Raw genomic sequence first — 13813 nt, 5'->3', positions numbered from 1 at the left:
GTGCGATCAAAGGTTGCGCAACTGCGCCGAGCGGAAGAGCGTGTCAGGCGCCCAAGGCTTCGTCGACGGCCCGCGCGCTCAGTACCTGGTCCAATACCATTGCTGCGCTGCCGATGACCCCCGAGAAGTCGCCGTGCGTCGTGGCCTGGATGGTGAGTGCTTTGGTGGCGAGGGCGGTTGCGTTTCCGTAGACGGTCTCACGTAACCCGGCGACGAAGATGTCGTACGCCTTGGCCATGTCGCCGCCGACGATGAGCACCTCGGGGTTGAGCAGGTTCACTGCCCCGGCCAGTGTTTCACCGATATGGCGTCCGCTGTCGCGGATCAATCTGCGAGCTTCGGGATCACCGCTCACCGCGAGGTCGACGACGCCCCGGACGTGGCCGACGTTCCGCCCCTGTTCCCGGAGTGTTCGGACCAAGGCCCAGCCGCCGGCGATTGCTTCCAGGCAACCGCTGTCGCCGCACCTGCAGGCGACTCCTGCCGCGGCTGCGGTTTTGGTGTGTCCGAATTCTCCTGCGGCTCCCAGTGATCCACGTTGCAGAGCGCCACCCGCGACGATTCCGGCACCGAGGCCTGTCGAGGCCTTGACCAGCAGTGCGTCCTGGAATCGGTCTCGGTTGTCCCGACGTTCCGCGAGGACCATCGCATTGGCGTCGTTGTCGAGAAAGACCGGTGCCGACGTGGTCTCCGCGAAAAACGGAGCAAGTGGCACTCCGTCCCAACCGTGCATGATCGGCGAGTCCAGGCTGCAGCCCCGCACCGTGTCGGCGGTGCCGGGGATGGACAGACCGACCCCGAGGATGCGGTGCCCGGCTCGGCCCGACTCGTCGAGCAGTGCTTGGAGACGCTTGGTGATCTGAGGCATCAACTCGTCCGGGCCGACGCCGATCTCCTGGTCGACGGTGTCGCTCGCGAGAAACTCCCCGCCGAGGGTGAAGACGCCGAGTTGTGAGCGACTGCGGCCGATCGCGGCGGCGAGTACGACGCCTGCGTCCACGTCGAAAGACAGTCGCGCCGGCGGTCGGCCGCCCGTCGAATGGGTGTCCTCGGTCTCGATGATCAACCCGAGACCGGTGAGCGCGGCGACGCGGGAGGCGACCGCCGACCGTGACAGGCCGGTGATCTTGCCGAGTTCCGCGCGAGTATCTGCCTCGCCGTCGCGAACGAGCGCGAAGATCTCGCCTGCTGTGGCAGGCGGCGCGCTCGGGCGTGGCGTAGTCATATACGCCATTCAACCAACAAGCAACTTTTGCGGCAACAGCCTAAGAATCAACACTTACAACTTTGAAAAACATAAGTTGAGTTGTCGATCCACGTAAGTGGCCCTAGGGTGGGTGATGAGAGACCGAACATCGGAGATACTCATGGACACACTTCACCCGGTCCTGCGTCAGGTAACCGACCGCATCGCACACCGCAGCCAGTCCGAACGATCCGCATACCTCGATCGAATCGCAGCCGCAGCAGACAAAGGGCCAGCGCGTGGCCGTCTCGCGTGCGCCAACATCGCCCACGGCTTCGCTGCATCGGGCACAGCAGACAAGAAAGCGCTCCGCGGAATGGTCAAGCCCAATATCGCGATCGTCTCTGCCTACAACGACATGCTTTCGGCGCACAAGCCGTTCGAGACCTACCCGGCTGTGCTGAAGAAGGCCGTCATCGACGCCGGTGGCATCGCACAGTTCGCCGGTGGCGTCCCAGCTATGTGCGACGGCATCACGCAGGGCCGCGACGGAATGCAGCTCTCGCTGTTCAGTCGCGACATCATCGCGATGTCGACCGCAATTGCGCTGTCTCACGACATGTTCGACGCCACCCTCATGCTCGGGGTCTGCGACAAGATTGTGCCCGGAATGCTCATGGGCGCATTGAGTTTCGGCCATCTACCTGCGGTGTTCGTGCCCGCGGGGCCGATGACATCCGGACTCCCCAACGGCGAGAAGGCGAAAGCACGCCAGCTCTATGCCGAGGGCAAAGTGGGCCGCGAGGCTCTGCTGGATGCCGAGGCTGCGTCGTATCACGGCAGTGGCACCTGCACGTTCTTCGGAACGGCGAATTCCAATCAGCTGCTCATGGAGGTCATGGGCCTTCACCTACCGGGCTCCTCGTTCGTCAACCCGGGAACTGCAATGCGCGACGCCCTGACTCGCGAGGCCGCACACGTCGTGACCGGTCTGACGTCGTTGGGCGATAACTACACGCCGGTAGGGGAAGTCGTCGACGAGAAGTCGATCGTCAACGGATGCGTCGCACTTCTGGCCACCGGCGGTTCGACCAATCACACGATGCACCTCGTCGCCATCGCCAAGGCAGCGGGCATCACGTTGACCTGGCAGGATCTGTCCGATCTGTCCGCTGTCGTGCCGCTCATGGCCAGGATTTACCCGAACGGCAAGGCCGACGTCAACCACTTCCACGCAGCGGGTGGCCTCGGTTTCGTCATCGGATCACTTCTGGACGCGGGACTCGTGCACGAGGACGTCAAAACCGTTGCCGGACCGGGGCTTGCGCGATACACGCAGGAACCCAAGCTGGACGGCGACGGTGTCATGTGGCAGGACGGTACTCGAATCAGCCACGACAACAGCGTCCTACGCGGAGCGAACGAGCCGTTCAGTGCTGACGGCGGACTGAAGATGCTGACCGGGCCGATCGGCAAGTGCGTCATCAAGACTTCCGCAGTGGCGCCGGAACATCGGGTGGTCACGGGACCTGCGAAGGTGTTCGACGACCAGGCGGATTTCCTCGAGGCATTCGACGCGGGATTGCTCGACGGCGACTTCGTCGCGGTCCTGCGATACCAGGGCCCGCAGGCCAACGGAATGCCCGAGCTGCACAAACTCACCCCGGCCCTCGGAATCCTGCAGGACCGAGGACGTTCCGTCGCGCTGATCACGGACGGCCGGATGTCCGGAGCGTCCGGAAAGGTTCCTGCGGCAATCCATCTCACGCCGGAGGCCGCGAGCGGGGGACCGATCGCGAAAATCGAAGACGGCGACATGATCACCCTCGACTCGCTCGGTGGCACACTGTCGATCGACGTTCCTCTCGCCGAGTTCGAGGCACGCCCGGTCACCGGGCGCGTGTTGGGCAAGGACGAATGGTCCAGCACCGGTCGTGACCTGTTCTCCGGGATGCGTGCGCTCGTCGGCCCCGCCGACGAGGGCGCGATGTTCGTGATGCGCTGACCCCCACTGACCCTAGAAAAGGTAAGAACTTGACTGCATCTCTGCTCGACCGCGTTCCCGTCATCCCCGTCGTCGTCATCGACAACCTCGATCACGCTGTACCGATCGCCCGTGCCCTGGTCAAGGGCGGAGTGCCCGTCATCGAACTGACCTTGCGGACTCCCGTGGCACTCGACGCCATCGAGCGCATCGCTGCGGAGGTTCCCGAGATCCTGATCGGCGCAGGCACGATCGTGACGCCAGGGCAGGCGAAGCAGGCTGCCGATGCGGGCGCTCAGTTCTTGGTGTCACCGGGCTGCACTCCGGCGTTGACGAAGGCCATGAGGGACACCGGATTGCCGCATCTCCCCGGCGCCGCAACGGTGTCCGAAGTGCTCACCCTCCTCGAAGCCGGATACACCGATCTCAAGTTCTTCCCCGCCGAGGCGTCCGGTGGCGCGAGCTTTCTGAAGTCCATCCATTCACCCGTCCCCGCGGCCCGCTTCTGCCCGACGGGTGGAATCTCCACTGCCAATGCGTCGACGTATCTGGCGCTGCCGAATGTCGGGTGCGTCGGAGGTTCGTGGCTCACTCCGGCCGCCGCGGTGGCGAACGAGGATTGGGACGCCGTGACCGCCTTGGCCGAGGCCACATCGACGCTGAAGACAACCGCGTAAGTAGGTATTACGCTGCGTCCATGACGGACCCGAATCAGCCATATCAGCAGTACGCGCCGCCACCGCCGCCGCCGTCCAACGTGGGTTGGGCAGTGGCGGCGGTGCTGTTCTTCTGGCCGCTCGCGTTCTCGGCCTTCACCCACTCCTCGAACGTCTACCCGCGCTGGGCGGTGGGCGATTTCCAGGGTGCGCAGTACGCGTCGGACCGGGCCAAGAAGCTCGGGCAGATCGCATTGTGGGTGTGGGTCGCGTTCTTCGTGGTGCTCATCGCCTTCTACGTGGTGTTCTTCGCGATCCTGATCAACACGAGCACCTGGAGTGCGGTGTAGAGCCTTGACCTGAACGCCGCTCGAGGTTTTAGCGTCGACCTCATGGACACACTCGGACTCGGCAGTATCGGCATCTCCATCGACATCGGCCACTCGTACCTGGACGACGCCTGCGAGCTGGAATCGCTCGGCTACTCGTCGCTGTGGCTCGCGGGCGGCCAGATCGATCGGCTCGGACGCTTCGCCGACCTCGTCCACGCGACGGAGTCGGCGAAGATCGTGCCCGGGATCGTGCCGGTCGATGTCTACGGTCCTGCCGAGACCGGGGCGCTGTACCGGCAATTGCACTCGTCGGGCAGGTTCGTGCTCGGCCTCGGCGGCCCGCAGACAGCCAAGCCGCTCGCGGGACTGAACGCCTATCTCGACGAACTCGACGTTCCTGCCGACCGGATCCTCCTGGCAGCCCTCGGTCCGAAGAAGCTCGAAATGGCTCGCACGAAGGCCGCCGGTGCCGTCGCGCTGCTCGTGACCCCCGAATACACCGCCGACGCCAGGGCCGTTCTCGGTGATGCGACGCTGGTGATCGATCAGTTCGTCGTACTCGGCTCGGATCCTGCGCCGGCTCGTGACTCACTGTCCTTCTTGGCGACAGTCCCGGGCTATCGCCAGAATTTCCTCCGCATGGGCTTCACCAGTGACGACGTCGACAATCTCAGTGATCGACTCGTCGACGCCCTCGTCGCGTGGGGGAGCGTCGAGGACATCGCTCGGCGCGTCCAGGAGCACCACGAAGCAGGAGCGGACCATGTCGTTCTGGCTCCACTCGGCACCTCGGGTGTTGCGGCCGGACGGGCACTGTCCGAGCTGGTAGCGCCGTCAAAGTAGACTCCATAGACCGTGAGCCTCACCCTCGGAATCGTCGGACTGCCCAACGTCGGCAAGTCCACCCTCTTCAACGCACTGACCAAGAACGATGTGCTGGCTGCGAACTACCCGTTCGCCACCATCGAGCCCAACGTCGGTGTGGTGCCGCTTCCCGATCCCCGGCTCGGCAAGCTCGCCGAGGTGTTCGGATCGGAGAAGCTCGTGCCCGCGCTGGTGTCGTTCGTCGACATCGCCGGCATCGTCAAGGGCGCGTCCGAAGGTGCAGGCCTGGGCAACAAGTTCCTCGCCAACATCCGTGAAGCTGACGCCATCTGCCAGGTGGTTCGGGTGTTCGCCGACGACGATGTCGTGCACGTCGACGGTCGCGTCGACCCGTCCGCCGACATCGAGGTCATCGAGACCGAGCTGGCGATCGCGGACCTGCAGACGCTGGAGAAGGCAATCCCGCGCGTCGAGAAGGAAGCGCGGATCAAGAAGGACCGCAAGCCCGCGCTCGACGCTGCACTCGCCGCTCAGGCCGTGCTCAACGAGGGCAAGACGCTGTTCTCGCAGAAGAACAAGCTCGACTTCGAACTGCTCAAGGAGTTCCAGCTCCTCACCACCAAGCCGTTCCTCTACGTCTTCAACGCCGACGAAGGTGTCTTGACCGACGACGTGAAGGTCGGCGAGCTCGCCCGGTCCGTCGCTCCGGCGGATGCAGTGTTCCTCGACGCGAAGATCGAGTCCGAACTCCTCGAACTCGACGCCGAATCGGCAGCCGAGCTGCTAGAGAGCGTCGGGCAGACGGAGCCGGGTCTCGACGCCTTGGCGCGCGCCGGCTTCCACACCCTCGGCCTGCAGACCTACCTCACGGCGGGTCCGAAGGAAGCGCGTGCCTGGACGATCCACAAGGGTGACACCGCTCCTCAGGCCGCGGGCGTTATTCACACCGACTTCGAGCGTGGCTTCATCAAGGCCGAAATCGTCAGCTTCGACGACCTCGTCGAGGCCGGATCCATGGCCTCGGCCAAGGCCGCGGGCAAGGTCCGTATCGAGGGTAAGGACTACGTCATGGTAGACGGGGACGTCGTGGAGTTCAGGTTCAACGTTTAGAACCCCTGGTCAGCAGGCGTTTTAGCGCTATCCGTCCGCAGTGAGTCCGCAGTAGCAGCTTCTGTGAACATCGCGTCCGCAGCCTTGCGAGTGCGATCGTCAGCGTTCGGCCACAGGTGCGCGTACGTCGACAACGTGACGTTCGGCGAGCTGTGTCCGAGCGCCTTCTGTACCGTCACGACGTCGCACCCGGCGTAGATCAGGCCGGACGCGAAGAAGTGCCGCAGGTCGTGAAGATGCCAATTGGGTTGGCCAGCTAATTCCTTCGTCTTGCGCCACCGGTAGCCGACCGAGTTCTGATGCCACGGATTACCGCTCTCGCCAGGGAAGAGCCAGTGCGTCGGATCGTTGTTCGGCAGCCAAAGGCGGATGTGCTCCGCGACAATCTCCAGCAGTCCGTCCGGGGCCGGAATCGTCCGCTCGCTGCCGTACTTCGGTGCGCGGATCTCGACGACACCGCCGTTCGCCCGTTGCACCTGACGGCTGACATGAATCTCTCGCCGCAGGAAGTCGACGTCGTGGATCTGGAGAGCCGCGGCCTCACCGAGACGCAGACCAGCGAACGCCCCCAACGCAACGAACGCTCTGAATCCGACGTCAGCCGATCGAACGAGCGCACCCACCTGAGAGGGCTCGGGAATCGTCATCGCGGCCTCAGTGCGTCGTCGGCGGGGGAGCGTGATGCGCTCGGTCGGGTCATCGGCGAGCACCTTGTCGCGCTTCGCGGCTTTCAGCACCGATCGCACGTTATTGAATCGCGTTCGAATCGTCGATGGCTCCAGCGGCTTGTCCTGCATCGCTTTCACCCACGACTCGATATGCGAGGGCCGGAGATCGCTGAGGGCAACCGCACCGAACGTGACTCCGTTCGCGGCCAGGTTCATTGCCTGCACCGTGCCCGGCACCCACACCTGGCGCGAACTCCACTCTCTGTAGAACGACGCGAACGTGATCTCACCGCGCACCGGGTCGATGTAGTTGCCGGACACCTGGCTTGAGACGATCGTGTCGAGCCATTTCTGTGCGTCGGCCTTCCTGATGAACGACTTCGCGTGCTCGCGCGACTCGTCGTCGACATACCTTGCGCGCCAACGCTTTCCCTTCCCGTAGTTTACCGGACGCAGGGTGGTTTCGGGCTGACCGACCTCGTTCAACAGTGGCTGTCGATCTTCTCCGAGAACGACGCGCGGTTTGTTCAGATCCCGCCACCTGTCTTCTACGCCCGCCCGGCGATTGCGTCGCTGGCTCACTCGCCTAGCCAATCATCGTCAACGAAATACCGATCCGGATGATCGGATGCCTGATGCCCTTCGGAGTCTGCACGCCTACCGGACTCGACGGCCCCCTCCAGGTTAAGTCCGACAAAGGGTTCGCCGCCTCGGATGGCAAGCCACAAGCTGGCAGAACGAGTCGGATCGCCTTCGTTGTCGAGCCGGCCAGCAATCTCGCGGGCTTCTTCCACAAAACGGTCCAGCGTCCGTCGAGCACCCTCGAACAGGCCGGAGTGTTCAACGACTTCGTTGTAGCTGTCGCGAACCACAGACTTCCAGTCGGCGATGTAGTCCTCGACCGACGCCTGCGACTCGTCGAGCATCATCGACTTGATCGTCCTACCGAAGACCCTGGCGATCAACTCGGCCTCTCCCAAGCGTGCCGGCCGTTCGCCGTTTTCCAACCTCGTGATTGTCGTTTGGTGCGCAGACTCCCAGCCCGCGTCATTGAGGGCGCGGACCAATTCCGCCTTGCTCCACCCATTGAGTTCACGGAGTCGCTTCACGTTCGCTGCGAATCGGAGGTCGGTCTTAGTCGGATCTTCGGCCATGCGCGGAATCATCTCACACGAATCACGAAATGTACTAGACATCTGACACGTCCTGTGTACTATCGTTTTGTATCAACCATCCGACACGAGAGGTGAATGCATTGTCCGACAGAGAGATTCTGACGACGCGGGAAGTATCTGCGGAGTACCCCTTCGCCGAGGGAACCCTGAAGTACTGGCGGGGAGCCAACCAGGGGCCGGCCTCATTCGTGGTGGGCAAGCGGATTTTGTATAGGCGTTCGGAGATTGAGCGCTTCATCGCCGAGAAGGAAAAGGAGACCACACGGGGCGGTGCTGCCTGATGCCGCTCACACCAGACCTCTACGAAAACACCCCCGACCACGGGACTGCAATCCCAGATGTGGCCGAGGGTGCCGAGTCCCAACCCCAACCAAAAGGAAGCAACCCGATGAACAACAGCGTAGACGACACCACTGACATTGTTCAGCTCGACGCCGAACCCACCCCCGACGAAGAGTTCGCGGCCTACATGAAAGCCGAGCACCCGCAGATCGAGAAGGACTCCGCCAACTGGAACCTCATCAAGCGGGGATACGACCAAGAAAACATGATCGACGGCGACAGCCCGTTCGACCTTGCGTGCAAGATCTGGAGGGCCGTCACCGATTCCCCAATACCCTCTTGGGCAAGCGGGGCGAACCTCAAGTGGATATTTCCCTCCCAAGCCGCCGTGTTTTCCGCACCCGCCCGAGTCTCAGTACTGGGCACACGTTCGAACGTGTACGAGGGCAATGACGGGTCATGCTCCGTGCGGACAGGCCGCCTCGACGTGTGGCTCTACCAGCGGCCGACCCAGCACACCCCTTGGATCACGTTCAATCGTTGGTGGAACACCAAAGATGGCGACTTCGAGATGGTCAAGGGGTCAGACGCCAGCCTGACCCTCACTGAAGCCGCCGAGCTAGCGCACGTGCTGCTGCTGATGGTCGACATCGCCCGCGAATCCGCCGACGAGATCGCGGGTGCCTGATGCCGTACATGACGCAGCACGTGGACTGCACCGCACCGATGGTCCGACTCCACAACGGCTACACCACTCTGGCCTGGGAATCGGGGCTGAACCTGCAATTCGACAGCGACGAGTGGCGAGCGCTGATCGCTGCAATCCATGCCGCAACGGGTGCCGCATTCGGGCCAATCAAGTAGTCGCAGACACACCGGTGGGGGCTCGCCATCACACGAGCCCCCACCGAACCAGAACACCGAACCAGGAGGACTCCATGGTAACCCGAGACACCGACGACGAGCTCGAAAAGCTCAGAGACCCAGCAGACAAACTCCTCGCAGCCGCACTCCGCGACGGCACCTACCGGCTCGCCTCCCAATGCCACTCCTGCGGCGCATGGCTCGTCGACCCAGTCTCGGTCCGCCGGCACCTCGGCCCGGTCTGCGCCAAGCGAGAAAAGGACGGCGTGCAGTGATTCCTTACGACATGCTCGACCGCGGCTTCGCAATCGGCCCCCTGCAAGGGAAGAAGGCGTTCTTGCACGGTGGGTTCCACGACTTCAGCACCAACCGAGAAATCATCGAACGGCAGGCACGGAGGTATCGCGACTGCAACTGGGGCGGAACATGTCCCGGCGTCATCGTCCTCGACGAGGACCCGCGCAACGGCGGCAACCTGGACGAGGTCCGCGGGCTCAATTGGGACACCCTCGTCGTCCGCACCGGATCCGGCGGCCGACACGTCTACTACCGTCACACAGGCACCGCCCGCGGGAAACTCGCCGAGCACAGCGGGATCGACGTGAAGACCTGGCGCACCGGCTACACCGTGATGCCAGGATCAGTGCATCCCGAGACCGGCGAGTTCTACCGTGTCGAAACAGATGCCGAGATCGCGCCGTTGCCAAAGCCACTGCTCCCTCTTGTCGAGGTACCCCAGTACCGACCGCAGCCGACTGTCGTCAGCCCCGAGCGGCGTAGCAACGGTCTTGTTCGGAAGGTCGCCGAGGCGAATGGGGGTGGCCGGAACTCCATCACATTCTGGGCTTTTTGTCGTGCACTGGAAAGAGGGGAGCAGTCGCTTGTGGACGAGATTCGCAACGCAGCTGCGTCAATCGGTCTACCGGCACAAGAGGTAGAGACGTGCCTGAGATCGGCTCAGCGGGCAACAGGGCGTGCAGCATGAGCGAAATTCCGACACCCGCCGAAGTCGCATCCGCCCACCCGAAACGAGTGCGACAGCGTCGTCGATCGAGAGGTGGCAAGCCCGTAGTTCCCGGTTCCCGCATAGGGGTTCCGGAACCGGGAACCGACGAATCCACACCGGGAACCGCCGTTAGTTCCCTAGTTCCGGGAACCGACCGGGAACCGACCGACCTGCGGGAACTCCCGGTTCCCAGTTCCGCACCCCAGTACCCGGAACCGGGAACCAGCCCCTACGTCGACATCGCAGCATTCCTCGACGGGACCCTCGCCGAACCACCCCAACCCACCATCCTGAAGCGGCAAGACGGTCACGCCTTGTTCTATGACGGGCAAGTCAACCTCGTATTCGGCGACCCCGAATCCGGCAAGACGTGGGTATGCCTCGCCGCGGGAACCGAGTCCCTCAACAGCGGCGGCCGCGTCGTGGTCATCGACCTCGACCACAACGGACCGGCCGCGACGGTACGAAGACTGGTCAACCTCGGTGCTGACGTGATGGCGCTGCGAGACCCGACACGATTCCGCTACACCGAGCCGGAGGACCGGATCGAACTGTTGACCGTCGTCGCAGACATGGCCGAGTTCCAACCGAGCGTCGTCGTCGTAGACAGCGTCGGAGAACTGCTCCCTCTGTTCGGCTCGTCATCGAATTCAGCGGATGACTTCACGACCGTCCACACCCGGGTACTCAAACCGTTGGCCCGCACCGGTGCAGCGGTCCTCGCCGTCGACCACCTCGCCAAAGGTGCCGACTCCCGATCACACGGACCAGGTGGAACCGCAGCCAAGCGTCGAGCGGTCGGTGGCGTCTCGATCCGAGTGAAGGTCAAGGCAGCGTTCACACCGGGCCGCGGTGGATCAGCGGTGCTCTCCCTCAACAAGGACCGCCACGGTGGTCTGCGGGCAGTGTGCCCGATCGGCGACCGCGAACCCATCGCAGGAACATTCCGACTCAAGGCACTCGCCGACGACGCACTCGAGTTCGACGTCATCGCCCCGGCCGAGGGCGAGCGCAACGAAGACGAGTCAGCACCCCTCGACGACGTCAAAGCTGTCGCTGAACTCGACCCACCTCCGACCACTGTCGACGAAGCGAGAGAGCGACTGTCGTGGCGAAAGGACAGAGCAGCCCGAGCAGTCAAAGCCTGGAGAGAAGCAGCATGAGCACTTGGGAATCACTGTCCGACATCCTTGGCGAGATTCCGGATTTGACGGGAGCTGCGTGTGTCGGGCTGGGCCGATTGTTCGATCGATTCTTGGACGACGACGTCGCCGAACCACTGGATCTGCGACGGGAAAGGCACGCACAGGCTATCGCAGTCTGCGACGTGTGCCCGGCGCTGGAGGCGTGCCGGGAGTGGGCCTCGACCCTCAAACCAGCCGAGCTACCCGGAGTCCTAGCCGGCAACCTCCGACCGATCAAGAACCGCGACAGTGAGAATGGAGCGGCCGCGTGAGTCCCTGGTCCGAGAGTGACACATGGGGTGTTCCCCTTGATATGGAGTGGTCGGAGTACGACCAAGAGCATGTCCCGATTCAGAACCTATTGTGGGCGCCGCACCCACCCGAGGATGCCCACGAGACAGCGTTCATCGGTGGCCGGGGCTCGCCGATCCTGCTGTACCGCCAACACCGCGCAGGGAAGCTCACAAAGCAGCAGCTCCGGCGCCGCGTCGGGCTTGCGTGGAGAACCTGCGGCCAACCCTCCACCGAGCTATCGGACGATCAGTGGGCCGAACTGTTCGGTAGTGCTGGCCTCACCGTCAACGGGTGGCCCGCCCCGGTCAATGCCATGGAAACCATGGTGCTCTACCGAACCGCGACACCAGAACACATCAGAGGTCGCGCATGGGGAAACAAGATCGAACCCATCACGAGCACCCGATATCACCGCCAAGTTCTGAACCCGCACCAACCTCTCGGAACGTACCGCGTCGATGCACCACCCGAGTCGATGCTGTGCATCATCGCCTGGCCCCGATGGACTGAATACGTAATCGACACAACAGGACTCGTGATCGAGAAGCTCGACGACCCAATCGAATTACCACAGAAGGGAACGACACGATGAAGCTGTGGACACAGGACGAAGTGTGGTGGGGTCTGCTCTGGGCACCCGAACCCACCCGAAGACGCCACCGGCCCGCAATACGCCGGCGGCCCAGGATCAGCCGCGTACCTCTACACGCTCTACTAGCCCAGCAGTGTTCGGGTAGTTCGACGAATGGTGACCATCGACTGGTGACCCATGCCATCCCTACTCGCTGTGTCAGTTGTGCTGCGGTGATCCATCCTTTCGACGGTCGATCTTCAACTTTAGAAGTTGAAGATCCTAAAACTCGACCTGCAGAACTGGCGTCCACCAACGAGCTCAATGGTCAGTACCAGAAGGGCCGGCGCGGTGGCGGCATCTACCAGTCACCCTCTACCGCACCGCAGAACCCCACCAATCTCACGGATGGGCCTGGGCCAACGAACTCCAAGCCGCAGCCAGCATTCGAGCACACCGCAGCCAGGAGTACAACGAACCACTCCAACCCATCTACCGCACCGTCGTCCCCCCCGACCAAATCCGTTGCATGATCGTCCTCCCCCGCTGGACCGAGTACGTCATCGACACCCGAGCACTCGACATCGAAGACATCACCCACACCATCGACACGGAGGACACCAACCAATGCTCAAACCCATCGACGGAACCCGAGCACTGCGACTCGTCCTCGCAGGAATCAACGAAGACGCCAGCAGCGCAGACATAGTCCTCACCGAAGCACTCAACGACGGCGACGACGGAGGCATCCGCCTAGCAATGGCAGCAGCAGACCTCACCATGGTCCTGCTGACCAGACTCCTCGGAACCGACACAGCCAGAGCAACCATCCTCCACGACCTCAACGTCGGACTCGACGCAACGTGACCAGCCAGGTTGCCAACCCCGACAACCTGCCAGGCAGTAGGGGCGTAGACGCCATCACACCCCACCACCCCAGACACCTCATCCGGCAGGGATTTATATAGCGCGCAGGGTCTCGGTAACAAGACAATCCAGATCGGAGCATGACAATGGTCGAAAATGATGATGACAAGCCGCACGGGCGTTCCCGCTATGTCCAGGGGTGCAGGTGCGGGATCTGCCGCACCGCGAACCGCGAGTATCAACGAGATCATCGGGCGGGTACGACTGCGAGTGTCGTGGTGACGCTGCCCGGTTCGGGAGAGTCGGTAGCCGAGGGTGTTCGCGCGGAATTGGCGGCCATCGGTAGCACGGAGGCGTCGCCGGGGCTTGTTGCCGCGGCGTTCGCGATGGCCCGGATCCTCGACGATCCGAAGGCTGCACCGCAGCAGCCGGCGGCCGCCGGGAAGTTGCTGGAGATCCTCGAGCAGATCCGTGCGAGGACTCCGCGGGTTGGTGGGAAGCTAGCGGCGATGCGGTTAGCGGCACAGCGCGGTGGTGACGATGACTGAACCCGTCGACGAGACCGAGCCCACCGACAGCCGGCGTAAGGTGACCATTCCGGTTGTGTTCGCGTCCTGCGGGTGCTGCGTCGATGAGGACATGGTGTGCGACGCCCACGCGGTCGATCACTGGAATCCGGCGATCTGGCATTGATCTGAGATATGCTCTGCCGTAGCTGAGATCGCAGAGTGTGCGGCGAATCAAGAACGAGGGCCGTACCCGGTCAAGTTCGAGGGTTCCGCCCGGACATCATGTGGTGCAGTAGGAGT

General features: G+C 63.2%; 19 protein-coding genes and 1 pseudogene. 16 read left to right on the top strand and 4 right to left on the bottom strand.

Annotation, left to right across the window (positions count from 1 at the left end):
- Positions 1-43: 43 nt before the first annotated feature.
- Complete coding sequence (locus ACODSO_RS13635; protein WP_489037357.1) at positions 44-1225, bottom strand: ROK family protein; 1182 nt, start codon at positions 1223-1225, stop codon at positions 44-46.
- 142 nt (positions 1226-1367) lie between these two features.
- Between ACODSO_RS13635 and edd the strand changes: the two genes are divergently transcribed.
- The 5 genes from edd to ychF are packed head-to-tail and all read left to right on the top strand — an operon-like array spanning position 1368 to position 6093.
- A complete protein-coding gene (edd, locus tag ACODSO_RS13630; protein WP_068381672.1) occupies positions 1368-3191 on the top strand; it encodes a phosphogluconate dehydratase in 1824 nt (607 codons plus the stop codon).
- 29 nt (positions 3192-3220) lie between these two features.
- Complete coding sequence (eda, locus tag ACODSO_RS13625; protein ID WP_068381646.1) at positions 3221-3847, top strand: bifunctional 4-hydroxy-2-oxoglutarate aldolase/2-dehydro-3-deoxy-phosphogluconate aldolase; 627 nt, start codon at positions 3221-3223, stop codon at positions 3845-3847.
- 20 nt (positions 3848-3867) lie between these two features.
- Complete coding sequence (locus ACODSO_RS13620; RefSeq protein WP_068381648.1) at positions 3868-4176, top strand: CD225/dispanin family protein; 309 nt, start codon at positions 3868-3870, stop codon at positions 4174-4176.
- Positions 4177-4218: 42 nt separating this feature from the next.
- Positions 4219-5001, top strand: coding sequence for a TIGR03620 family F420-dependent LLM class oxidoreductase (locus tag ACODSO_RS13615; RefSeq protein ID WP_068381651.1), 783 nt, complete (start codon positions 4219-4221; stop codon positions 4999-5001).
- Positions 5002-5013: 12 nt separating this feature from the next.
- The gene (ychF, locus tag ACODSO_RS13610; RefSeq protein WP_068381654.1) at positions 5014-6093 is read left to right on the top strand and encodes a redox-regulated ATPase YchF; all 1080 of its coding nucleotides are present in this window, start codon (positions 5014-5016) and stop codon (positions 6091-6093) included.
- Here the strand turns inward: ychF and ACODSO_RS13605 are convergent.
- The 3 genes and pseudogenes from ACODSO_RS13605 to ACODSO_RS13595 all read right to left on the bottom strand — a co-directional run.
- Positions 6090-7343, bottom strand: a complete 1254-nt coding sequence (locus tag ACODSO_RS13605) for a tyrosine-type recombinase/integrase (protein ID WP_489037356.1) — start codon at positions 7341-7343, stop codon at positions 6090-6092. The genes ychF and ACODSO_RS13605 overlap by 4 nt on opposite strands.
- Positions 7340-7690 carry a hypothetical protein gene (locus tag ACODSO_RS13600; protein WP_489037426.1) on the bottom strand — a complete coding sequence of 117 codons (351 nt, stop codon included), beginning with the start codon at positions 7688-7690 and terminating at the stop codon, positions 7340-7342. Before ACODSO_RS13600 ends, ACODSO_RS13605 begins: the two co-directional genes overlap by 4 nt.
- Positions 7691-7708: 18 nt before the next feature.
- Positions 7709-7915 (bottom strand): annotated as a pseudogene (locus ACODSO_RS13595) (helix-turn-helix transcriptional regulator); the annotation flags it as partial.
- A 101-nt stretch (positions 7916-8016) separates the two neighbouring features.
- Here ACODSO_RS13595 and ACODSO_RS13590 point away from each other — a divergent pair.
- The 11 genes from ACODSO_RS13590 (at position 8017) to ACODSO_RS13540 (ending at position 13697) form a co-directional block, all read left to right on the top strand.
- Positions 8017-8217 carry a helix-turn-helix transcriptional regulator gene (locus ACODSO_RS13590; RefSeq protein ID WP_489037355.1) on the top strand — a complete coding sequence of 67 codons (201 nt, stop codon included), beginning with the start codon at positions 8017-8019 and terminating at the stop codon, positions 8215-8217.
- 59 nt (positions 8218-8276) lie between these two features.
- Complete coding sequence (locus ACODSO_RS13585; protein ID WP_489037354.1) at positions 8277-8906, top strand: hypothetical protein; 630 nt, start codon at positions 8277-8279, stop codon at positions 8904-8906.
- Positions 8907-8914: 8 nt separating this feature from the next.
- Complete coding sequence (locus ACODSO_RS13580) at positions 8915-9082, top strand: hypothetical protein (protein ID WP_489037353.1); 168 nt, start codon at positions 8915-8917, stop codon at positions 9080-9082.
- A 74-nt stretch (positions 9083-9156) separates the two neighbouring features.
- The gene (locus ACODSO_RS13575) at positions 9157-9357 is read left to right on the top strand and encodes a DUF6011 domain-containing protein (protein ID WP_489037352.1); all 201 of its coding nucleotides are present in this window, start codon (positions 9157-9159) and stop codon (positions 9355-9357) included.
- Positions 9354-10067 (top strand): bifunctional DNA primase/polymerase, encoded by a 714-nt coding sequence (locus ACODSO_RS13570; RefSeq protein ID WP_489037351.1) that lies wholly within the window; start codon positions 9354-9356, stop codon positions 10065-10067. Before ACODSO_RS13575 ends, ACODSO_RS13570 begins: the two co-directional genes overlap by 4 nt.
- On the top strand, positions 10064-11251 hold the full coding sequence (locus ACODSO_RS13565) for an AAA family ATPase (protein WP_489037350.1): 1188 nt from the start codon (positions 10064-10066) through the stop codon (positions 11249-11251). Before ACODSO_RS13570 ends, ACODSO_RS13565 begins: the two co-directional genes overlap by 4 nt.
- Entirely contained in the window at positions 11248-11544 is a 297-nt protein-coding gene (locus ACODSO_RS13560; protein ID WP_489037349.1) for a WhiB family transcriptional regulator, read from the top strand. Before ACODSO_RS13565 ends, ACODSO_RS13560 begins: the two co-directional genes overlap by 4 nt.
- Positions 11541-12158, top strand: coding sequence for a hypothetical protein (locus ACODSO_RS13555; RefSeq protein WP_489037348.1), 618 nt, complete (start codon positions 11541-11543; stop codon positions 12156-12158). The genes ACODSO_RS13560 and ACODSO_RS13555 overlap by 4 nt, the downstream gene beginning before the upstream one ends.
- Before the next feature lie 606 nt (positions 12159-12764).
- Positions 12765-13004, top strand: a complete 240-nt coding sequence (locus ACODSO_RS13550) for a hypothetical protein (protein ID WP_489037347.1) — start codon at positions 12765-12767, stop codon at positions 13002-13004.
- A gap of 146 nt (positions 13005-13150) precedes the next feature.
- Positions 13151-13552, top strand: a complete 402-nt coding sequence (locus ACODSO_RS13545) for a hypothetical protein (RefSeq protein WP_489037346.1) — start codon at positions 13151-13153, stop codon at positions 13550-13552.
- Entirely contained in the window at positions 13545-13697 is a 153-nt protein-coding gene (locus ACODSO_RS13540) for a hypothetical protein (RefSeq protein WP_489037345.1), read from the top strand. Before ACODSO_RS13545 ends, ACODSO_RS13540 begins: the two co-directional genes overlap by 8 nt.
- The last annotated feature ends 116 nt before the right edge of the window (positions 13698-13813 follow it).

The organism is Rhodococcus sp. FG69 (assembly GCF_057808915.1).
This window is presented reverse-complemented; position numbering and strand designations above follow the sequence as displayed.

What these genes read in the sequence shown, in the direction of transcription:
- ACODSO_RS13620 (WP_068381648.1), top strand. Translation starts at nt 3,868, where the DNA reads ATGACGGACCCGAATCAGCCATATCAGCAGTACGCGCCGCCACCGCCG.
- ACODSO_RS13550 (WP_489037347.1), top strand. Translation starts at nt 12,765, where the DNA reads ATGCTCAAACCCATCGACGGAACCCGAGCACTGCGACTCGTCCTCGCA.
- ACODSO_RS13580 (WP_489037353.1), top strand. Translation starts at nt 8,915, where the DNA reads ATGACGCAGCACGTGGACTGCACCGCACCGATGGTCCGACTCCACAAC.
- ACODSO_RS13615 (WP_068381651.1), top strand. Translation starts at nt 4,219, where the DNA reads ATGGACACACTCGGACTCGGCAGTATCGGCATCTCCATCGACATCGGC.
- ACODSO_RS13635 (WP_489037357.1), bottom strand. Translation starts at nt 1,225, where the DNA reads ATGACTACGCCACGCCCGAGCGCGCCGCCTGCCACAGCAGGCGAGATC.
- ACODSO_RS13540 (WP_489037345.1), top strand. Translation starts at nt 13,545, where the DNA reads ATGACTGAACCCGTCGACGAGACCGAGCCCACCGACAGCCGGCGTAAG.
- ACODSO_RS13575 (WP_489037352.1), top strand. Translation starts at nt 9,157, where the DNA reads ATGGTAACCCGAGACACCGACGACGAGCTCGAAAAGCTCAGAGACCCA.
- edd (WP_068381672.1), top strand. Translation starts at nt 1,368, where the DNA reads ATGGACACACTTCACCCGGTCCTGCGTCAGGTAACCGACCGCATCGCA.
- ACODSO_RS13600 (WP_489037426.1), bottom strand. Translation starts at nt 7,690, where the DNA reads ATGATGCTCGACGAGTCGCAGGCGTCGGTCGAGGACTACATCGCCGAC.
- ACODSO_RS13560 (WP_489037349.1), top strand. Translation starts at nt 11,248, where the DNA reads ATGAGCACTTGGGAATCACTGTCCGACATCCTTGGCGAGATTCCGGAT.
- ACODSO_RS13565 (WP_489037350.1), top strand. Translation starts at nt 10,064, where the DNA reads ATGAGCGAAATTCCGACACCCGCCGAAGTCGCATCCGCCCACCCGAAA.
- ACODSO_RS13545 (WP_489037346.1), top strand. Translation starts at nt 13,151, where the DNA reads ATGGTCGAAAATGATGATGACAAGCCGCACGGGCGTTCCCGCTATGTC.